General features: G+C 60.9%; 19 protein-coding genes and 1 pseudogene. 8 read left to right on the top strand and 12 right to left on the bottom strand.

All coding sequences use genetic code 11. From position 1 onward, the window contains the following. Positions 1 to 302 precede the first annotated feature (302 nt). Together F8N80_RS28680 and F8N80_RS28685 are read left to right on the top strand one after the other, a co-directional pair. Positions 303 to 1,277: a 2-hydroxyacid dehydrogenase gene (locus F8N80_RS28680; RefSeq protein ID WP_150785219.1), complete on the top strand. Its 975-nt coding sequence runs from the start codon at positions 303 to 305 to the stop codon at positions 1,275 to 1,277. Positions 1,278 to 1,503: 226 nt separating this feature from the next. After that, complete coding sequence (locus tag F8N80_RS28685) at positions 1,504 to 2,013, top strand: DUF2165 family protein (RefSeq protein WP_150785220.1); 510 nt, start codon at positions 1,504 to 1,506, stop codon at positions 2,011 to 2,013. A 12-nt stretch (positions 2,014 to 2,025) separates the two neighbouring features. Here the strand turns inward: F8N80_RS28685 and F8N80_RS28690 are convergent, their stop codons facing one another. Continuing rightward, a complete protein-coding gene (locus F8N80_RS28690) occupies positions 2,026 to 2,928 on the bottom strand; it encodes a DMT family transporter (protein WP_150747669.1) in 903 nt (300 codons plus the stop codon). Positions 2,929 to 3,066: 138 nt separating this feature from the next. Between F8N80_RS28690 and F8N80_RS28695 the strand changes: the two genes are divergently transcribed. Continuing rightward, positions 3,067 to 3,942 carry a helix-turn-helix domain-containing protein gene (locus F8N80_RS28695; RefSeq protein WP_150785221.1) on the top strand — a complete coding sequence of 292 codons (876 nt, stop codon included), beginning with the start codon at positions 3,067 to 3,069 and terminating at the stop codon, positions 3,940 to 3,942. Positions 3,943 to 4,059: 117 nt separating this feature from the next. On the opposite strand, the gene F8N80_RS28700 is transcribed toward F8N80_RS28695, so the two are convergent. The 5 genes from F8N80_RS28700 to F8N80_RS28720 form a co-directional block, all read right to left on the bottom strand. Then, a complete protein-coding gene (locus tag F8N80_RS28700) occupies positions 4,060 to 4,386 on the bottom strand; it encodes a DUF3325 domain-containing protein (RefSeq protein ID WP_150747667.1) in 327 nt (108 codons plus the stop codon). Then, positions 4,386 to 5,966, bottom strand: a complete 1,581-nt coding sequence (locus F8N80_RS28705; protein WP_150785222.1) for a PepSY-associated TM helix domain-containing protein — start codon at positions 5,964 to 5,966, stop codon at positions 4,386 to 4,388. The genes F8N80_RS28700 and F8N80_RS28705 overlap by 1 nt, the downstream gene beginning before the upstream one ends. Then, positions 5,963 to 6,268, bottom strand: a complete 306-nt coding sequence (locus F8N80_RS28710) for a DUF3649 domain-containing protein (protein WP_150785223.1) — start codon at positions 6,266 to 6,268, stop codon at positions 5,963 to 5,965. The genes F8N80_RS28705 and F8N80_RS28710 overlap by 4 nt, the downstream gene beginning before the upstream one ends. A gap of 281 nt (positions 6,269 to 6,549) precedes the next feature. Then, on the bottom strand, positions 6,550 to 6,957 hold the full coding sequence (locus F8N80_RS28715) for an HPF/RaiA family ribosome-associated protein (protein WP_150747664.1): 408 nt from the start codon (positions 6,955 to 6,957) through the stop codon (positions 6,550 to 6,552). Positions 6,958 to 7,170: 213 nt separating this feature from the next. Continuing rightward, positions 7,171 to 8,118, bottom strand: coding sequence for a LysR substrate-binding domain-containing protein (locus F8N80_RS28720; RefSeq protein WP_150785224.1), 948 nt, complete (start codon positions 8,116 to 8,118; stop codon positions 7,171 to 7,173). Between the two features lie 135 nt (positions 8,119 to 8,253). On the opposite strand from F8N80_RS28720, the gene F8N80_RS28725 reads away from it, so the two are divergent. The 3 genes from F8N80_RS28725 (at position 8,254) to F8N80_RS28735 (ending at position 11,571) form a co-directional block, all read left to right on the top strand. Then, a complete protein-coding gene (locus F8N80_RS28725) occupies positions 8,254 to 9,630 on the top strand; it encodes an L-serine ammonia-lyase (RefSeq protein WP_150747662.1) in 1,377 nt (458 codons plus the stop codon). A 62-nt stretch (positions 9,631 to 9,692) separates the two neighbouring features. Further along, complete coding sequence (locus F8N80_RS28730) at positions 9,693 to 10,994, top strand: serine/threonine transporter (protein WP_150747661.1); 1,302 nt, start codon at positions 9,693 to 9,695, stop codon at positions 10,992 to 10,994. Positions 10,995 to 11,253: 259 nt separating this feature from the next. Next, complete coding sequence (locus F8N80_RS28735; protein ID WP_150747660.1) at positions 11,254 to 11,571, top strand: DUF3509 domain-containing protein; 318 nt, start codon at positions 11,254 to 11,256, stop codon at positions 11,569 to 11,571. On the opposite strand, the gene F8N80_RS28740 is transcribed toward F8N80_RS28735, so the two are convergent. Beyond that, entirely contained in the window at positions 11,568 to 12,068 is a 501-nt protein-coding gene (locus F8N80_RS28740; protein WP_150747659.1) for a phosphate-starvation-inducible protein PsiE, read from the bottom strand. The two genes, F8N80_RS28735 and F8N80_RS28740, sit on opposite strands and share 4 nt — an antisense overlap. Before the next feature lie 356 nt (positions 12,069 to 12,424). On the opposite strand from F8N80_RS28740, the pseudogene F8N80_RS31790 reads away from it, so the two are divergent. Beyond that, a pseudogene (locus F8N80_RS31790) lies at positions 12,425 to 12,679 on the top strand (YebG family protein); the annotation flags it as partial. A 200-nt stretch (positions 12,680 to 12,879) separates the two neighbouring features. Here F8N80_RS31790 and F8N80_RS28750 read toward each other — a convergent pair. Beyond that, positions 12,880 to 13,422 (bottom strand): hypothetical protein, encoded by a 543-nt coding sequence (locus tag F8N80_RS28750; RefSeq protein WP_150785225.1) that lies wholly within the window; start codon positions 13,420 to 13,422, stop codon positions 12,880 to 12,882. A 76-nt stretch (positions 13,423 to 13,498) separates the two neighbouring features. Beyond that, positions 13,499 to 14,518, bottom strand: a complete 1,020-nt coding sequence (locus F8N80_RS28755; RefSeq protein WP_150747657.1) for a Glu/Leu/Phe/Val dehydrogenase family protein — start codon at positions 14,516 to 14,518, stop codon at positions 13,499 to 13,501. Positions 14,519 to 14,701: 183 nt separating this feature from the next. Here F8N80_RS28755 and F8N80_RS28760 point away from each other — a divergent pair, with 183 nt between their 5' ends. Next, complete coding sequence (locus F8N80_RS28760; RefSeq protein ID WP_150747656.1) at positions 14,702 to 15,505, top strand: SirB1 family protein; 804 nt, start codon at positions 14,702 to 14,704, stop codon at positions 15,503 to 15,505. Positions 15,506 to 15,624: 119 nt separating this feature from the next. Here F8N80_RS28760 and maiA read toward each other — a convergent pair whose 3' ends face one another. From maiA to hmgA, 3 genes are read right to left on the bottom strand one after another with little or no spacing between them, the layout of a single operon-like run. Further along, a complete protein-coding gene (gene maiA, locus F8N80_RS28765; protein WP_150747655.1) occupies positions 15,625 to 16,260 on the bottom strand; it encodes a maleylacetoacetate isomerase in 636 nt (211 codons plus the stop codon). Between the two features lie 12 nt (positions 16,261 to 16,272). Then, positions 16,273 to 17,577, bottom strand: coding sequence for a fumarylacetoacetase (gene fahA, locus F8N80_RS28770; RefSeq protein ID WP_150785226.1), 1,305 nt, complete (start codon positions 17,575 to 17,577; stop codon positions 16,273 to 16,275). A 3-nt stretch (positions 17,578 to 17,580) separates the two neighbouring features. Continuing rightward, positions 17,581 to 18,885: a homogentisate 1,2-dioxygenase gene (gene hmgA / locus F8N80_RS28775; protein ID WP_150747653.1), complete on the bottom strand. Its 1,305-nt coding sequence runs from the start codon at positions 18,883 to 18,885 to the stop codon at positions 17,581 to 17,583. Positions 18,886 to 19,023: the final 138 nt, after the last annotated feature.

Genomic DNA, 19,023 nt, shown 5'->3' on the forward strand with positions numbered 1-19,023 from the left:
AGCTCTTCCAATTTTGGCCAGAAGCCGATGACGGCTTCCTCGAATAGGCCTAATACATAGATGCAACGGGGCGGCAGTTTTTTTGAAAGCGGGTAGACAGTGGGGGCGAGTCCATACATAGGAGCTGGCTTGCCAGCGAAGGCGGACTGTCTGACAACATTAATGCTGAATGTGACGGCCCCTTCGCTGGCAAGCCAGCTCCTACAGGAAATGCGTACATCCGACGCATTCAGGTACTCGCATAACGTCCGGGAAGAATGTTAGCGTGCTTGGCATTCAAAGCCCGACGAGCCCTTCCCGCCATGAAAAAGACCGTACTCGCCTTCAGCCGCGTCACCCCTGAAATGATCGAACGCCTCAGGCAAGACTTCGACGTCATCGTGCCGAATCCGAAAAACGGCGACATCAACGCCCAATTCAACGAAGCCCTGCCCCACGCCCATGGCCTGATCGGTGTCGGTCGCAAACTGGGCCGCGCTCAGCTGGAAAACGCCGCCAAACTGGAAGTCGTCTCCAGCGTCTCGGTCGGCTACGACAACTATGATGTCGCCTACTTCAACGAGCGCGGGATCATGCTCACCAACACCCCCGACGTCCTCACCGAAAGCACCGCCGACCTGGCCTTCGCCCTGCTCATGAGCAGTGCCCGGCGCGTCGCGGAACTGGACGCCTGGACCAAGGCCGGCCAATGGCAAGCCACCGTTGGCGCACCGTTGTTCGGTTGCGATGTACACGGCAAGACCCTCGGCATCGTCGGCATGGGCAACATTGGCGCCGCCATTGCCCGGCGCGGGCGCCTGGGCTTCAACATGCCGATCATCTACAGCGGTAATAGCCGCAAGATCGAACTGGAACACGAACTCGGCGCACAGTTGCGCAGCCTGGACCAATTGCTGGCCGAAGCCGACTTCGTCTGCCTGGTCGTGCCGCTCAGCGAAAAGACCAGGCACCTGATCAGCCACCGCGAACTGTCGCTGATGAAACCGAGCGCCATTCTGGTCAACATCGCTCGCGGTCCGGTGGTCGACGAGCCGGCTTTGATCGACGCCCTGCAGAACAACCGTATTCGCGGTGCCGGTCTGGATGTCTATGAGAAAGAACCGCTGGCCGAATCGCCGCTGTTCCAGTTGAAAAACGCTGTCACGTTGCCGCACGTCGGCTCTGCAACCCATGAAACCCGCGAAGCGATGGCCAATCGGGCGCTGAGCAATTTGCGCAGCGCCTTGCTGGGCGAGCGACCGCAGGACCTGGTCAACCCACAGGTCTGGCAGGGCTGAGAAACCCCCGGCACGTTCGGATGGACGTGCCATTTCCATAAAACGGCCGCTTCAATGTTCGGCAACCTGGCAACACCCTCCTCAGTCGATTTCACCGCAACTTCGCCGAATCCTTCAGCAGAAGACATAACTTGCAACTCAGTAACGCATCAGACTTATTCACAAATGTTATAAACTTCGAGAAATATGGAAGCAGTACCCAAACGGATATTTGGAGATCACATGGATGAATAAATTCACCGCCGTCTGCGCCATCAGGCGGAGCAAAGTACTGATCGTCTTGATGGCGGCACTCTTTGGCATCGCCACCCTTATCAATAACTTTACCGATTACACGGCCTACACCGAGTATATCGGGCGAATCATCAGTATGAGCCATACCGAAGGTAACGATTCCCGACGCTACCGGGCTATCAGCTCAACCCTGTTCCACCATAGGTTTTACTGGGCAATTATAACCCTTGAGATCATATTCACGCTCACTTGTCTGCTCGGGGCCTATCAGCTTTACCGGAAACTTGATGCCCCGCGCAACGACTTTCACGAGGCCAAAAAGTTCGCTATCGTGGGTTTGACCACCGCTATTTTTGTTTACTACATTCTCTACGCCGTCATACTTAATGAATGGTTCGACCTGGAGTACTCCGCTCAGAACAATGCCTTTTACTGGGCACACAACAACATAAATTATATGTTCTTCGCATTGGTATACCTGGTGCTGGCAAACGACAAATAAACACTTTTCAGTTCATGCCAACTTGCCCGCCACCGGTTTAACCCTCGCGTCGGGTTTGCGAAAAACCAGCACATTGCCCAGCATGACCAGCACCAGGCCTGCCAGCGCCGGGGCGGTCCACTGATAACCCTCGACAACGGCCGACACGTTGAGCGCCACCACCGGAAACAACACCGTGCAATAGGCGGCCCGCTCCGGTCCCATGCGCCCGACCAGGGTCAGGTAGGCCGTAAACCCGATGACTGAACCGGGGATCACCAGATACAACAACGAGCCGATATAACGGGCATTCCACTCCATATCGAACGGAATGCCTTTGACCAGGCACCAGGCCGAGAGCATCGCCGCGCCATAGGCCATGCCCCAGGCGTTGGTGGTCAGCGGCTTGAGGCCGGCCTTCTGCTGCAGGCTCGACAGCATGTTGCCGGCCGAAAAGCACAGGGTGCCGAGCAGGGCCAGACCCAGCCCGAGCAAGGTTTCCGGGCTGGCGGTATGACCGGCGAGTTCAGGCCAGAACAACAGGCCGAGCCCGAGCAACCCCAACGCACCACCCGCCAGCACATTGCGGGCAATTTTCTGGCCGAAGAACACCCGCGCATTGAAGGCGTTCCACAGCGTGGCGGTAGAAAAAACCACCGCCACCAGGCCGCTGGGGATCCACTGGCTGGCGGTGAGGAAACACATGAAATTGATGCAAAACAGGCACAGCCCCTGCGCCACGCAGATCAGATGCCCGCGGCGGTTCATCACTTGCAGCTTGCGGCTGAGCAGCAACACCACGAACAGCACCAGCGCCGCGAGGCCGAAGCGATAAACAATCGATACGGGGATGGCCACCACTCCCAGTTGCCATTTCAGGGCAATCCAGGTGGTGCCCCAGATCAGCACGGTCAGCAAGTACAACGAAAGGTTCATGACAAAGACTCCTCGATAGGTGCTCAGTGTCCCGCCCCAAGCCTGGCCGCACTTGCATAAACTTGCGCTTTTGTCGGCCGACGGGCTGGCAGGCCAACATCTGCGGAGTAGGATGCAAGGCGTTGGAGAGAACCGATCATGTCCGCACTGGAAAGCCTGCAAGTGTTTCAAGCCCTCAACCGCTCGCCCAATGCTCGCCTCGAGCACAGCGCCGAGCTCGGTGACGGCATGGCTGCAGCCTTGTGGAACAACCATCACGACGCTCAGGATTACGAAGCCCCGAGCCACCACACATTGTCCTGCTACATCGCCGGTGGCACCGGCACCTTTCGCCGCGACCGGCCCGGCACCAAGGGCGGCCCGGACAAACTGTGCATCCTGCCGGCCGAACACCGGTCAGCCTGGGTGATCAATGGCGACATTCGCCTCGCCCATGTTTATTTCAGCCCTGAACAGTTTGCCCTCGGCTGCGTCACGCTGCTGGACCGTGAACCGCGCGAACTTCAGTTACGTGAAAGCACCTTCCTCGATGACCCGCAGCAAGTCCGACGCTTTCGGCAGTTGATCACGCTCAATTGGCAGGAGCCCGGCGAACGTCTGCTCACCAGCAGCCTGGCCCATGAAATGCTCAGTCACGTGCTGCTCGGCCAGGTCGGAATGCGCGAGGGCTTGCGGCTCAAGGGTGGATTGGCGGCGCATCAGCGTCGGCAGTTGGTCGAGTTCATCGACAGTCAGTTGGCCGAGGCCATCAGCCTGGGGCAATTGGCGGGGTTGTGCGCGCTGTCGGAGTATCACTTTGCGCGGATGTTCAGAGCGAGCTTCGGCTTGCCGCCGCATCAGTATGTGCTATCACGACGGTTGAGCCGGGCGCGGGAATTGCTGCGCACGACGTTGCAGCCGTTGGGGGACATTGCCCTGGCGTGCGGGTTTGCCAGTGCCAGTCACTTTACCAACCGGTTTCGTCAGGCGCTGGGCGGAACGCCCGGGGAGTATCGGCAGGCGTTTTTGCGGTAGGCCCGATAAACTCAGCGCCTGTCAGGCCGCCTTCGCGGGCAAGCCTCGCTCCTATAGAAAATGCGCACGAGCGCCGCGATGTTCGTCGTCATGGGATTGCGCAGGGCTGGTGATCAGTCAGTACTGCGCAAACGCGGCGACGGGGCTGGCGAGCAGGCCCACCCCGGCCAACGACAACGCCAGGCGCGGGCGATATGGTATCAACCACACCAGCAGCAAGGCACTGAGCATCAGTACCGCGAACCACTGCACCAGCCCGAGCCCCCAGCCCGTCGTCGCCACCGCCGCCCACATCGACAAGGCCAGCAACAGCCAGCCACCGAGCTTCATGCCCTGGCGGCGAAGGGCCGAGGGCTTGCGACCCAGCAGTTGGGTGTGATGTCGATCCATCGATAAACAGAGCGCGGTGAATCCACCATAGCAGAGCAGCAAAGCCAGCAACATCAGAGTGCCCCTTGCCCAGGCGTGGCCCGTTGCACACGTTGTCGGGTGACGATTGCAGCTTGTCCGGCGCGCTGCATTTTCCAGGCGGCCCAAACGAAAAACACCCCACTGCCCAGGCACGTCAGGTCGAAACCGGCCATGGCCCAATCGCCCTGCACCAGCGTAACGCCCAAGTGAAAAGGCGTGGTCAGGGCGTTCAACAGCGGTACCGCACCCAACAGCAACGCCGCCAGCGCCAACTGCTCGACCCACGCCGCGCGACCACGGCGAACCATGGCATGCAGCACACTCAGCCCCCAGACAATGAAGAAGCTGTTGACCTCCCAATCCCCACGCCCGGCCATCCCGACCGGCAGCAATCGATTGGCCCAGAAAAACGCTGCCACCGCGACCATCAACCCCGACATGCTGGCGATGTTGAGCACTTCCACTAACCGCAACTCGAACGGCATCACGCCGCTTTTCGCATGTTTGAGCTGACGTTTGCCGAGCCAGATCACCAGCCCGGTGCCGATCATCGCCGTGCCCGCCAGCCCGCAAATGAAGTACAGCCAACGCAATACCGGCCCCGCGAAATGCCCCATGTGCAAGCCATAGAAACCGCCGACAATCGCCCGGGGCAGCGATTGCTCCGGGGTCGTGCCGAGTAGTTGGCCGGTGACGCCGTTGAACGTCACGGCGCTGCCAAAGTCATGGACCACGCGATCGGTGCCATCACGTACGAGCACCACCGAGGCGTTCGCATCCCCTGGATTGTTGACCGTCAGGCGCCCCACCCGGCCGCCGGACCACTGCTCGCGAGCCTGCTCCAACAGCGGCGCCAACGGCACCAATTGACCTGGCTTACCGGCGAGTTCAGGCGTATTGGAAGCGGGAAACACCTCATCGTAAAACGCCCGGACATCCCCCTTGTAGGAGGCAAGGATGCTCGCCGGCATTACCATCGCCATGAAAATCACCAGGCTGCTGTAGGTAATCATCAGGTGGAACGGCAACACCAGCACGCCCACCGCGTTGTGTCCGTCGAGCCAGGAGCGCTGGCCTTTGCGCGGGCGAAAGGTGAAGAAGTCCTGGAAAATTTTCTTGTGGGTAATGATCCCGCTGATTAAAGCGACGAACATCACCATGGCCGCGATGGTCGACAACCAGCGACCCCACGGATACGGCATCTGCAGTTGGAAGTGGAAGCGATAGAAGAAGTCGCCGCCCATGGTTTCCCGGCCCTGCACTTCGGCACCGGTTTGCGGGTCGAGAAGTTTTTCCGTGAATTGCCCGCGTTCGCCACGCTTGGCCGCTGCTTGCTGCCACCGCACCGAAAGACCGGGCTCACGCGCATCCGGCAAATCGATGAGCCAGCGCGAGGCGCCGGCGGCGTGTTGCTGAAGATATTGCTGGGCCAAGGTCAAACTGACCTCGGAAGGCACGGAACGGGCGGGAATCTCCGGCTGCATCCAGTGACTGATCTCGTCCTTGAAATAGGCGAGTGTGCCGGTCAGGAAGATCGCGAATAACAGCCAGCCAAAGATCAGCCCGGCCCAGGTGTGCAACCAGGCCATGGCCTGACGAAAGCCCTCTTTCATGAGTGGCCCACCCAGTACGCCAGGCCCGATACTGCCGCCAGCAGCAGGCTTGGCACCAGCAGTCCGAACCAGGCCTGCCACGCGCTGCGACAGGCAAAGCACCAGAGCACGGCGACAAGGTAGGCCAGAAACGAGGTCATCATCCCGGTCACCACGGCGTCGGCACGGGCCATTGGCAACCACAGGGTCAGGCTGACACTGGCCAGCGCCGCAACGACGTAACCGCCCAACACAGCTGCCAGCACCCGCGATGTGACCGCCAGTCGGTAGGAAACGGGGAGCGTGCTCGGTTTGCCTTTCATGTTTCGACCCTGAAACCGGTGAAGCCCCGTGCAAGTCACGGGGCCAACAAGGTCGCAATATTAATGATAAATATTCTCATACGCAAAACAGATCCGATGAGATCGTCAAGACAGCCGGGGAGCCGCGGACGGTTTATGTGCAGACTTCTGTCGCGTTTTGACTCACTACCGGACACATGTGGCGAGGGTGCTGGTGATCAGCACAAACAAGAACGGGCCTGCATCAGCAGGCCCGCTTTTTTAGTGGAAAGACAGTGGGAAGGTAAAAACCGAATCAGCCTTCAGCCGTTTTGCGCAGCCTGTTCGTTCTCGAGAAACTCGTCTTCCAGCAGCGCATCGGCAGCAGGCCGCTCGAATGGCACAACGGCGGCACGTGGTTTGCCCCGCAGTTTGCCGAACAGATGTTCCAGCGCATGTTCGAGTTTTTCAGCCGCGCCGTCGATGGCCAGTTCCAGATTAGCGGCTTTATGGGTGACAGAAATCGGTTGATGGCCTTTTGGTCGCGCTTCCAGCTGACAGCGCATGTCGTGCGGTCCGGGCTTGTCGCCGTTTTCGTCCCGCAGGTGAACCTCGACACGGGTCAGGTCCTCTTCATAACGTTCGAGCGTGCTCTCAATGGTAGTACGTACCCACTCCTCCAGTCGGATGCTGCTTTGAATATGGTTATCGCTGTTGACTTGGATTTGCATAGTTCATCCCTTATTTCAGCTAGCTCGCGAGAGGCGCTTCGGCTGGCCCTTGGGCGTCGTCACCGTGACCTCTTACCTACACAATCGGTGTGTGCGCGGAACAATTCAACCCCTAAAAAAAGATAAATATGGATTTGCAAAAAAAGTCGGACAACCGGTAAAAGCGCTGCTAAGGTCGGGAGTTGGGTCGCCCGCTCCGATGCCCCGAACTGCTCACATCTGCCGCTCCCCCAGCGGGTGCAGGCTACGAAACATCCCCGCCTCTTCCACCAGCCAGTCATGCACCGCACGTACTCCCGGATGACTCAGCGCGCCCGGCGCATAGAGCAGCACATAACGCTTGTGATTGGGCACCGCCAGGCCAAACGGCACGATCAGCGTCCCGCGCTCCAGCTCATCGTTGAGCAGCGTTCGCCGCGCAATTGCCACGCCCATGCCGGCAATCGCCGCTTCGATAGTCAGGTGATTGCGATTGAAGGTGTGCCCGCGCCGTACGTCCGCGCCTTGAAAACCGATGGCATTGAGATAGAACTCCCATTCCGCGTACTCATAGCTGCCGCGCCAGGCGGTGATGTCGTGCAGCAGCGGGAAGTGCACCAGGTCCGCCGGGCCATGCAGCGGCGGGCGGCCACGCAACAGACTCGGGGCACACACCGGAAAAACCTGTTCGTCGAGCAGGGCTGTGGATAACAAGCCGGGATAGCTGCCGTCGTTCAGGTCGATGGCCAGGTCGAAGTCGCCCTCGTGCAAGGGCACGCTGCTGTCCTCGGCCACCAGGCGCAATTGAATATCCGGGAAACGCTGCTGCAAGCGCGGTAGCCGGGGGGTCAGCCACTTGCTCAGGAAGGATGGAATCGAGCGCAGCCGTAAAATCCCGCTGATCATTCCCGCATCCAGTCGTCGCAATTCGGCATCGATGCTGCCGTAAGCCTCGTTGACGGTGATGGCCAGTCGCTGGCCTTCGGCGCTCAATTCCACCCCGCGAGCGCGACGATGGAACAGGCGAAAGCCCAGGCGCTCCTCCAGTTGGCGGATTTGCTGACTGACTGCACCTGGCGTGATGTGCAGTTCTTCGGCGCATCGGGTGAATGACAAGTGCCGTGCGGCACAGGAAAACACGTGCAGCCAGACGTAGGTCTGGGCGTGCAATTGACGACTCATCGTTTAGTCCTGCTAAAGGCTATCTTAGGAAGTTTCGTTGGTCACGTAGGACCGAGGGAGGCAGTATCGCCGACATTGCGCTTGTCCTACAAAAATGGCAGCGATTTCTCCTCCATTGCTTGTATAGGCTTTAGCATGGCTATCAGTGTTTTCGATCTTTTCAAAGTGGGCATCGGTCCCTCCAGTTCCCACACCGTCGGTCCGATGCGCGCCGCCGCGACCTTCGCCCAGGCCCTGATCGACCAACATTTGCTGGACGACGTACGGCGGGTAGAAATCCGCCTCTATGGCTCCCTGTCGGCGACCGGCGTCGGTCACGCCACCGACCGCGCCTGTGTCATGGGCCTGATGGGCGAATGGCCGGACAGCATCGATCCCGCTTCCATTGATAGCCGAATCCAGACCCTGCGCGACACCGGCGAGCTGAACCTGGCCGGCAAAACCATCATCGCCTTCAACTGGCAGCACGATCTCCTGCTGCTGGACGAGAGCCTGCCCTACCACCCCAACGCCATGTCCCTGACCGCCTTTGGCGAAACCGGTGAGCTGTGGGAGCAAACCTATTACTCGATCGGTGGCGGTTTCATTATCGAAGCGGCCGAAGCCGAGTCCGGCATTGCGCCGGCCAGCGACGTCGTGCTGCCCTACGATTTCTCCAGCGCCGCCGAACTGCTCAAGCTCTGCAACCAACATGGGATGCGGGTTTCCGAGTTGATGATGGCCAATGAATTGGCCTGGCGCAGCGAAAGCGAAATCCGCCAGGGCCTGCTGCACATCTGGTCGGTGATGCGCGAGTGCGTCGAGCAAGGCTTGATTCACGAAGGCATCCTGCCCGGCGGCCTGAATGTGCCGCGTCGCGCCGCGAAATTGCATCGCAGCCTGTTGGAAATCGGCAAGCCGAACGTCATCACCTCGACCCTGTCGGCCATGGAGTGGGTCAACCTGTTCGCCCTCGCCGTGAACGAAGAAAACGCCGCCGGCGGACGCATGGTCACGGCACCGACCAACGGCGCGGCCGGGATCATTCCGGCGGTGCTGCACTACTACATGAAATTCAACCCGGACGCGTCGGACGATGACGTGGTCGCGTTCTTTCTGGGCGCTGCGGCCGTCGGCATCCTCTGCAAGAAAAACGCGTCGATCTCCGGCGCCGAAGTCGGTTGCCAGGGCGAAGTTGGTTCGGCCTGCGCGATGGCCGCCGCCGGCCTCGCCGACGTGCTTGGCGCCACCCCGGAGCAACTGGAAAACGCCGCTGAAATCGGCCTGGAACACAACCTCGGCCTGACGTGCGATCCGGTCGGCGGCCTGGTCCAGGTGCCCTGCATCGAGCGCAATGCAATCGCCGCGGTGAAGGCGATCAACGCCACGCAAATGGCCCTGCGCGGCGACGGCAAACACTTCATTTCCCTGGACCGGGTGATCCGCACCATGCGCGATACCGGCGCCGACATGCATGACAAATACAAAGAGACTTCACGGGGCGGCCTGGCGGTGAGCTGGGTGGAGTGCTGAGGAGCATTCCCTGACGCGCGTAACACGTGAGCCCGAGCAAGAACAATAACGAGGCCTGAACGATGACCGATGTACGTACACCTGCTGCCGATAATCCCGCTGTAGACCTGACACGCAATACGGAAATAACCCACAAGGGCTGGAGCAAACACGACACCACCTGGATGCTCGGGCTCTACGGCACGGCCATTGGCGCCGGTACGCTGTTCCTGCCGATCAACGCTGGCGTCGGTGGTTTCTGGCCCTTGCTGATCCTGGCCGTCCTTGCGTTTCCGATGACCTTTTTCGCCCACCGCGGCCTGACCCGTTTCGTGTTGTCCGGCCGTTCCGGGGACATCACCGAAGTGGTGGAAGAACACTTCGGCATCGGTGCTGGCAAGCTGATCACGCTGCTGTATTTCTTTGCGATCTTCCCGATTCTGCTGGTGTACAGCGTGGCGCTGACCAACACCCTGAGCAGCTTCATGGAGCATCAGTTGCACATCGCCCCGCCACCGCGGGCGATTCTGTCGCTGGGGTTGATCCTCGGTCTGATGGCCATCGTTCGTTGCGGCCAGGGCGTCATCGTCAAATGCATGAGCGTGCTGGTTTACCCGTTCGTGGCGGCGTTGCTGCTGCTCGGCCTGAGCCTGATCCCGAACTGGAACGGCGCCTTCTTCGCCACCGCCAGTGAAGGCATGCCGCTGCCGATGTTCTTCCAGACACTGTGGCTGGCGATCCCGGTGATGGTGTTCTCGTTCAACCATTCGCCGATCATCTCTGCCTTCGCCGTCGATCAGAAGCAACGCTATGGCGAACAGGCCGAGCGCAAGAGCAGCGGCATCCTGGCCATCGCCCACGGGATGATGGTCGTTACCGTGATGTTCTTCTGCTTCAGCTGCGTGCTGGCGCTGTCCCCGGCCGACCTGGCTGCGGCGAAGGCACAGAACATCTCGATCCTGTCGTACCTGGCCAACCACTTCCAGACCCCGGTCATTGCCTACGCGGCGCCGCTGATTGCACTGGTGGCGATCACCAAATCCTTCCTCGGCCATTACATCGGCGCCAGCGAAGGCTTTCAGGGCCTGATCGTGAAAAGCCTGCGCGGCCGTGGCCGGGTGATGTCGGCGAGCTGGCTGAACCGCGCGACGGCGCTGTTCATGATCCTCAGCTGCTGGGCCGTGGCGACCTTCAACCCGAGCATCCTGGGGATGATCGAAACCCTCGGCGGGCCGATCATTGCGTGCCTGTTGTTCTTGATGCCGATGTACGCCATCCGTCGCGTGCCGGCATTGCGCCAGTACTCCGGCCAGGCCTCGAACGTATTCGTGGTGCTGATCGGTCTGATTGCACTGTCTGCGATCATTTATTCATTCATGCCCTGAAACGGGCAGCCCCTGTAGGAGCGAGCGGTGCGGCGGTCCGACTTGCCCGCGAACAACGGTAACGCGGTATACCTGATGCACCGCGTATCGTTCTTCGCGGGCAAGTCGGACCGCCGCACCGCTCGCTCCTACAGTTCGACAGTTTCCCGGCATGCCCCTTGCTTTACTGATGACGGCGATATGCCAATGGTCCGGTGTTGCGAACCAATCCGATCTCGGCCGGTCAACAACTGCACGTTCAATCAGGCGGTGCCGCATCATGGACAACCCTTTTCAGCTCATTACCGATGCCTTTGCACCGGATTACCAGATCAACCTGAGCATTCAGGGTCTGGACGGCAGCATCATGCTGACCCTCTCCAACAGCGGCCACGTGGTCGCCAAACGGATGATCAGCACCGAACAACGCAATGACCCCAAACGCCTCAAACGCCTGGTGCAAAGCATTCAGTTCGGCATCGCCATCGAACAGGGTCATAGCGCCGTGGCTATCCTCGAAGCCATGACCGACGGCGACAATCGCAACCTGCCGCCGCCTCAGGTCAAAAGCCACGGCCGGCCGGCCATGGGGCTTTAAATCTCGCCCTTCTCCACTTCGGGATGTTCACCGGAACCCGCACCGATCTTGCGCTGCGGGTGCTCGATTTTCACCGAAGGGAATTGCGAGGAGGCATAACGCACCACCAGGATCGCAAACGCCAGCAGCAGAATCCCGCCGCACAGGTAGATGATCCCCACATCCGGTGGATTGTGGTGCGAGACGTTGGAGATCAGCAGCCGCGTCAGCGCGGTGATCGCCACATAGATCAGGAAGCGCACCGGCATGTGGTTGGTCTTGAAGTAAATCCCGACCATCGCCCCCAGTTCCAGGTAGATGAACAGCAGCAAGATGTCATCGATCTTGATGTGCCCTTCTTCGAGCATCCCCAGAAACTCCATCACCGCCGCCCACGCGGTTACCGCACCGATGGCGAACAGCGCCAGGTAGTGGAAGGTTTCGACGAACAGGTTGCCCAGGGACTCGGCCACTTCGTGCACGTTCTGCCGCAGCTTCTCGGCCCAGTTGATTTTCACGATGATTCTTCCTTAGCTCGGTTCGAGCGGATGATGCGGGTTGGACGTGACGGTTGTTCTGCATGCAGAAAAAAGGCCAGGGGTCTTCGGTGAGATGGCGATTGGGTGCTACTGGACACTTTTGTGGCGTGCTGACGGGCCTCTTCGCGGGCAAGCCCGCTCCCACAGGTTCAGCGCCGATCCTGTGGGAGCGGGCTTGCTCGCGAATGGAGCGACACGGTCCACCTGACAAACCCTGAATTCGATCTACAGTCAAAAGCCACTACCCAAAGCGACAGGATTCGCTTATCCTTTAGCTGTATATAGATACAGTAGTCGATACAGACAACTTAATGTGAAGGCATGTGAGGTGGTGAATGGCCGTCGAAGTGGTATACCGCAGCAGCCGAGATCTGGAGCGCTTGTTCATGGATAAAGCCGAAGCTGACCGTCATGACAAAATGCTCGAACTGGCCGAGTTGCTGGCCGAAGTGTTGCAAAAAGCCGTTCCGTCCCTGACTGAACAGCAAGTGGAAGAAGCCGGGATCTACATGGCGAAGAATCGCGATGTGTTCGCCAAGGCGTTCAAGAGCCAGCCGGATGCGTTGTCCGAACTGCTGAATGCCCCTGCTGAAGTGGCTGCACCTGCTGAAGTCGTTGCACCGGTTGAAATGGCTGCACCGGTTGAACCGGTTGAAGTGCCGAGCGCTGCGCCGACCAAGCCAGCCAAAGCTGCCAAGACGCCGAAATAAGCAGCGCCCGAATTGAATAGGCCCTGAGTCGAATGGCTCAGGGCTTTTTTCATGTGCGAAAATCAAAAGATCATTCGGAACTAGGCCTTGAGCCTTGCAGCGCCCGTGACGACGCCTTCGCCGGCAAGCCTGGCTCCTACGGGGTTCGGCGTTTTCCCACCATCCACTGGTCCGCAGCAGATCCTGTAGGAGCGAGGCTTGCCCGCGAAGGCGGCCTCGACCCTTGCAGCGCCCATGACGACGCCTTCGCCGGCAAGCCTGGCTCCTACGAGGTTCGGTGTTTTCCCACCATCCACTGGTCCGCAGCAGATCCTGTAGGAGCGAGGCTTGCCCGCGAAGGCGGCCTCGACCCTTGCAGCGCCCATGACGACGCCTTCGCCGGCAAGCCTGGCTCCTACGGGGTTCGGCGTTTTCCCACCATCCACTGGTCCGCAGCAGATCCTGTAGGAGCGAGGCTTGCCCGCGAAGGCGGCCTCGACCCTTGCAGCGCCCATGACGACGCCTTCGCCGGCAAGCCTGGCTCCTACGAGGTTCGGTGTTTTCCCACCATCCACTGGTCCGCAGCAGATCCTGTAGGAGCGAGGCTTGCCCGCGAAGGCGGCCTCGACCCTTGCAGCGCCCATGACGACGCCTTCGCCGGCAAGCCTGGCTCCTACGAGGTTCGGTGTTTTCCACCATTCAGCGGTCAGCGGTCAGCTGTTAGCGGTACAACACTTTCTCCGCCAGTTCGTCCGCCACCCGCGCAGGCGAACGTTTTTCCGCCTGGGCATGGGCGAAGACTTCGGTCAGTCGCGAGCTGATTTTCGACAGGTGTGCGGTGATGGTCGTCAACGCTTCGCCACGGTGCTTGAGCGACACGTAGATCAGCCCGCCGGCATTGATCACATAGTCCGGCGCATACAGGATGCCCCGCCGTTCCAGTTGATCGGCGACGTCCAGGTGGGTCAGTTGGTTGTTGGCGGACCCGGCCACCGCCGCGCAACGCAGTTGCGTCACACTGTTGCTGTTGAGCACGCCGCCCAGGCCGCAGGGCGCGAGGATGTCGCACGGTGTGCTGAGCAATGCGTCGTTGGCGATCGGGTGCGCACCCAGTTGCTCCATCGCCAATTGCACCTTGCCGTGATCGATGTCGCTGACCAGCAGTTCGGCACCGGCGGCATGCAGCTGCTCGGCGAGGGCATACCCCACATTGCCCAATCCTTGAACCGCCACTCGCAGGCCTTCGAGGTTATCGCTGCCCAGACGGGCCATGGCGGTGGCACGAATGCCGGTGAACACACCCATGGCCGCGTGGGGCGCAGGGTCGCCCGCGGAGGTGGTGCTGGTGACGTGTTGGGTCTGTTGGGCGATGCAGTCCATGTCCGCCACCGAGGTGCCACTGTCGATGGCCGTGATGTAGCGGCCGTCGAGCTGATTGATGCAGCGCCCGAAGGCTTCGAACAATGCGGCGCGGCTTTCCACATGCACCGGTCGCATGATCACCGCCACGCCGCCGCCTTGAGCCAGGCCGGCCAGCGCTGCCTTGTAACTCATGCCTTGCGCCAGGCGTATAGCGTCCTCGACCGCGGACTCGTCGTCAGGATAGGCCAGGTAACGACAGCCGCCCAAGGCAGGTCCGAGACGGCTGTTATGAATGGCAATCACCGCCTTCAACCCGGTGGCCGGGTCGACGCTCAAATGCAACGATTCAAGGCGAGTGCTTTGCATGAGAGCGAACATCGCAGGGCTCCCGAATAACTACTCGTAGTCGCCAGTATAGGCTTGCGCGCAAAAATTGCAGAAGCGCACAGGAATAAGCGCAGCCGCCAAACAGCCTTTTGGAAATAACCTGATGCGGCCTGCGCACGATACTGGACGAATGGCGCAGACGAGGCTAAAACGAGGCATGCCCCGGAGATTTTGATGACCCCGCGCCAATGTTTCTTCGCCTGTCTGCAACGATCACCGCCCGCGCTGTTCGAGGCGGCGCTGTGGATCGCGGCCGAACACGACAAAGAGGTGAATCCCGAGGCGGTCCTGAAAGATTTCAAGGACCTGCAGCAACGGATCAGCTACGGCTTGCCGATGTTGCCGGTCAGCGAATTGGCCCAGCCGCTGTTGCGGCGCATGAATGACCTGGGCTTCGCCCAGGACGACTTCACGCCCTTGCGCCCGCACGTGGCCTTGGTCAACAAGGTGCTGGAACGCCGGCGCGGCCAGCCGCTGGCCCTGGGGTTGATTGCGCTGGAACTGGCCAGGCGACTGGAAATCCCCATGGTCGGGGTCAACTTCCCCGGGCATTTCCTGCTGCGCGTCCCCGGTGCCGATCACCTGCTCGACCCCTGCGGTGGCCGTCGCCTGTACCCCAACGATTGCCGGGAACTGCTGCATCGCCAGTACGGCCCGAACATGAAACTCGGCGCCGAGCATTTGCTGACCGCCGAACCGGTGCACATGCTGCAACGGCTGTCGCGCAACCTGCGCCAGCTGCACCTTTCCCACGATGACTACATCGGCGCCCTGATCGACGCCGAGCGCGTGCTGGAACTGGGCAACGCCAGCGCCAGCGATTACCTGGCCCGGGCCAGCCTCTATCAACGGCTGGATTGCCCGAACGCCGAGCGATTCGATCTGGAGCATGCATTGCTGCTCAGCGACGACCCGATCCAGCGGATTCGCCTGACGGAACGGTTGGGGCATTTGCCGCCCAACTCAATCGTCCATTGATCCCTGCACCCATGTGGGAGCGGGCTTGCTCGCGAAGGCGGTGGCACATCTTGCATCGATGTGACTGACAGTCCGCCTTCGCGAGCAAGCCCGCTCCCACAGTAGCTCGAGGTGAGGCGTCAAGGGGTGTCGGGCTGGTTCGCCGGATGGGCCTTGATGAAGGCCGGGTGTGTCGCGGCGAGTGCCGCCACTCGACGAATCCGCGGATACGCCTCAAGCGAGATGTTGAAGCGCTCGGCGGCGTAGAGCTGCGGGATCAGGTAGGTATCCGCCAGGCCGGGCTGCGGACCAAAGCAGTAACCTTCATCGCCGATCAACTGCTCCACTGTCGCCAGCCCCTGGCTGATCCAGTGGCCGATCCACTCGACCACCTGGGTTTCATCGTGGCCCAGCTGCCGCAGCTTGTTGAGCACGCTGACGTTGTGCAACGGGTGCACATCGCAACCGATCAGTGACGCGACGCCACGTTCACGAGCGCGCGCAGTGAGGTCCTTGGACAGCAGCGGTACCTGTGGATAACGTTCTTCCAGGTACTCGATGATTGCCGGGGACTGGATCAGCAGGTCACCTTCGTCAGTGCGCAAGGCCGGCACCCGGCCTTGCGGGTTGATGCCCAGGTACGGCGGCTGGCGGTGCTCGCCACCCGGTGGGGCGATCAGGTTGACCGGCAGCGCCTGGTAGTCCAGGCCCTTGAGCGCCAACGCGATCCGCACCCGGTAGGACGAAGTCGAACGGTAGTAGGTATAGAGTTCCATGAGCCGCTCCTCTCAGCGCGCCGACAGCACTTTGCCGCGGCATTCGCCGAAGCCGATGGAGGCAAAACCCTCGCGGCTGCAATGGGCGCGCAGGATGATTTCGTCGCCGTCCTCAAGAAACTTGCGCACCTCGCCCGACGCCAGTTCGATCGGCTTTTTGCCGCCCTCGGTGATTTCCAGCAGGCTGCCGAACTGACCGTTTTCCGGGCCCGACAGGGTGCCCGAACCGAACAGGTCACCGGCCTGCAGCTGGCAGCCGTTGACGCTGTGGTGGGCGACCAGTTGCGCCACGGTCCAGTACATGTGTCGGGTGTTGCTCAGGGTCAGGCGATGGGCCGGCAGGTTCTGCTCGCGCATGGCTTCGGTGAGCAGCAGCACTTCCAGTTCGATGTCGAAGGCACCCGCGGCCTGGTCACGCTTGTCGAACAGGTAGGGCAGTGGCTGCGGATCGCCTTCAGCACGTGCCGGTTGGGCGAGACGGAAGGGTTCCAGCGCTTCGGCGGTCACCACCCACGGCGAAATGCTGGTGATGAAGCTTTTCGACAGGAACGGCCCCAGTGGCTGGTATTCCCAGGCCTGGATGTCCCGCGCCGACCAGTCGTTGAGCAGGCAGAAACCGGCAATGTGATCGGCGGCGTCGCCGATGGCGATCGAGTCGCCTATCTCGTTGCCCTGGCCGATCCAGATGCCCAGTTCCAGTTCGTAATCCAGACGTGCGCAGGGGCCAAAGGTCGGCTCGGTCTGGCCGGCCGGCAGGGTCTGGCCTTTCGGACGGCGCACGTCGGTGCCGGACGGACGAATGGTCGAGGCGCGGCCGTGGTAGCCGATCGGCACGTACTTGTAGTTCGGCAGCAGCGGGTTGTCCGGGCGGAACAGTTTGCCGACGTTTTGCGCGTGCTCGATGCCCACGTAGAAGTCGGTGTAATCGTTGATTTTCGCTGGCAGGTGCATTTCACAATTCGCCGCCAGCGGCAGCAGTTTCGCGCCTTGGGCTTCGATTTTGCCGTGCAGGGTGCTGCCCTCTTGCAGCAGCTCGAGCAGACGTTCGCGCAACGCCACCCGCGCCTCACGACCCAGCTCGAAAAAAGCATTCAGCTGGCCGCCACGGGTGGCCTGGACGGCCGTCTTTGCCGCGCCGTCGAACAGACCGGCATCGAGCGCCGCCTCCAGATCGAAAATATGCTCGCCGATGGCCACCCCACTGCGGGGTGCCGCGCCCTTCACGCTGAACACGCCCAATGGCAGGTTTTGCAGCGGGAAATCAGCATGGCCGTTGGCGGAGGCAACCCAGCTACGAGTGATGGAAGTCTGAGTCATGGGTTATCTCCGGGTCGGGTCGAAAGTGGCGGGCAGCGTGGCCCAGCAGGCATCGTAGGTGGTTTGCAATTGCGGGCAGTCCAGGGCGAAACGGCTCGGGCGCAGCACCTGGCTGGTCTCGAACATGAACGCCATGGTGTTGTCGATTTTCGTCGGCGCCAGTTCGGCGTTGATCGCCCTGGTGCAGGTTTCGCCGTCCGGGCCGTGGGCGCTCATGCAGCTGTGCAACGACGCGCCGCCTGGCAGAAAGCCTTCGGCCTTGGCGTCGTATTCGCCCTGGATCAGACCCATGAATTCGTTCATCAGGTTGCGGTGGAACCACGGTGGACGGAAGGTGTTCTCGGCCACCATCCAGCGCGGCGGGAAGATCACGAAGTCGAGGTTGGCCAGGCCGTGCACGCTGGTGGGCGAGGTCAGGACGGTGAAAATCGATGGATCCGGGTGATCGAAACTGACTGTGCCGATGGTGTTGAAGCGGCGCAGGTCATATTTGTACGGCACGTTATTACCGTGCCAGGCGACCACGTTCAGCGGCGAATGATCGAGTTCGCACCCCCACAACTCGCCGAGGAATTTCTGCACCAGGGTGGTCGGTTGCTTGAGATTTTCGTACTGGGCGACCGGGGTCAGGAAGTCCCGCGCATTGGCCAGGCCGTTGCTGCCGATCGGCCCCAAGTCCGGCAGGCGCAGCGGCGCGCCGTGGTTTTCGGCGATGTAGCCGCGGGCTTGTGGGTCGAGCAGTTCGACCCGGAATTTCAGGCCGCGCGGCAACACGGCGATTTCCAGCGGTTGCAGATCCAGTACGCCGAGCTCAGTGGCGATGCGCAGGCGGCCCAGTTGCGGGACCAGCAACAATTCGCCGTCGGCGTTGAAGAATACGCGCTCCATGGAACGGTTGGCGCGGTAGCTGTAGACGCTGATCCCGGCCGGTTTTTCGGCGCCCGAGTTGGCCGCCATGCTCACCAGCCCGTCAATGAAATCGGTGGGCTCGCTGGGGATATCCAACGGGTTCCAGCGCAGGCGGTTGGGGGTCACTTCACCCAAGGGGCCGCCGGCCAGTTGCCGCTCCAGCTTGACGAACGCCGGGTGGTTGGCCGATGGCTGGATGCGGTACATCCAGGTGCGCCGCGCTTCGCTGCGGGCCATGGTGAACGCGGTCCCGGAGAACAATTCGGTGTAGAGGCCATAGGGGGCTTTTTGCGGGGAGTTCTGGCCGACGGGCAATGCGCCGGGCAGCGCTTCACTGCTGAATTCGTTGCCGAAGCCTGACTGATAAGCCAGCGCGGGCGCCGTTGAATCGAGGTTCATGGAGCCTCCTGAACAGAGAACAGGCAGTGGCCTTTCGCTCGATTGAAGAGGTCTTGGCCCGCCCGGGTTATTTTTATCGTAATTCAATTACGCATAACGTAATTTGATTGGTAATGACCGTCAAGCTATAAAGACGCC

It is taken from the genome of Pseudomonas fluorescens (genome assembly GCF_902497995.1).
Classification (GTDB): Bacteria; Pseudomonadota; Gammaproteobacteria; order Pseudomonadales; family Pseudomonadaceae; genus Aquipseudomonas; species Aquipseudomonas fluorescens_BK.

Coding starts and splice junctions, on each gene's coding strand:
- F8N80_RS28725 (WP_150747662.1), top strand. CDS start 8,254: ATGGCTATCAGTGTTTTCGATCTTTTCAAAGTGGGCATCGGTCCCTCC.
- F8N80_RS28750 (WP_150785225.1), bottom strand. CDS start 13,422: ATGGGCGCTGCAAGGGTCGAGGCCGCCTTCGCGGGCAAGCCTCGCTCC.
- F8N80_RS28690 (WP_150747669.1), bottom strand. CDS start 2,928: ATGAACCTTTCGTTGTACTTGCTGACCGTGCTGATCTGGGGCACCACC.
- hmgA (WP_150747653.1), bottom strand. CDS start 18,885: ATGAACCTCGATTCAACGGCGCCCGCGCTGGCTTATCAGTCAGGCTTC.
- F8N80_RS28760 (WP_150747656.1), top strand. CDS start 14,702: ATGACCCCGCGCCAATGTTTCTTCGCCTGTCTGCAACGATCACCGCCC.
- F8N80_RS28735 (WP_150747660.1), top strand. CDS start 11,254: ATGGACAACCCTTTTCAGCTCATTACCGATGCCTTTGCACCGGATTAC.
- F8N80_RS28730 (WP_150747661.1), top strand. CDS start 9,693: ATGACCGATGTACGTACACCTGCTGCCGATAATCCCGCTGTAGACCTG.
- fahA (WP_150785226.1), bottom strand. CDS start 17,577: ATGACTCAGACTTCCATCACTCGTAGCTGGGTTGCCTCCGCCAACGGC.
- F8N80_RS28695 (WP_150785221.1), top strand. CDS start 3,067: ATGTCCGCACTGGAAAGCCTGCAAGTGTTTCAAGCCCTCAACCGCTCG.
- F8N80_RS28700 (WP_150747667.1), bottom strand. CDS start 4,386: ATGTTGCTGGCTTTGCTGCTCTGCTATGGTGGATTCACCGCGCTCTGT.
- F8N80_RS28680 (WP_150785219.1), top strand. CDS start 303: ATGAAAAAGACCGTACTCGCCTTCAGCCGCGTCACCCCTGAAATGATC.
- F8N80_RS28720 (WP_150785224.1), bottom strand. CDS start 8,118: ATGAGTCGTCAATTGCACGCCCAGACCTACGTCTGGCTGCACGTGTTT.
- maiA (WP_150747655.1), bottom strand. CDS start 16,260: ATGGAACTCTATACCTACTACCGTTCGACTTCGTCCTACCGGGTGCGG.
- F8N80_RS28705 (WP_150785222.1), bottom strand. CDS start 5,966: ATGAAAGAGGGCTTTCGTCAGGCCATGGCCTGGTTGCACACCTGGGCC.
- F8N80_RS28685 (WP_150785220.1), top strand. CDS start 1,504: ATGAATAAATTCACCGCCGTCTGCGCCATCAGGCGGAGCAAAGTACTG.
- F8N80_RS28715 (WP_150747664.1), bottom strand. CDS start 6,957: ATGCAAATCCAAGTCAACAGCGATAACCATATTCAAAGCAGCATCCGA.
- F8N80_RS28755 (WP_150747657.1), bottom strand. CDS start 14,518: ATGTTCGCTCTCATGCAAAGCACTCGCCTTGAATCGTTGCATTTGAGC.
- F8N80_RS28710 (WP_150785223.1), bottom strand. CDS start 6,268: ATGAAAGGCAAACCGAGCACGCTCCCCGTTTCCTACCGACTGGCGGTC.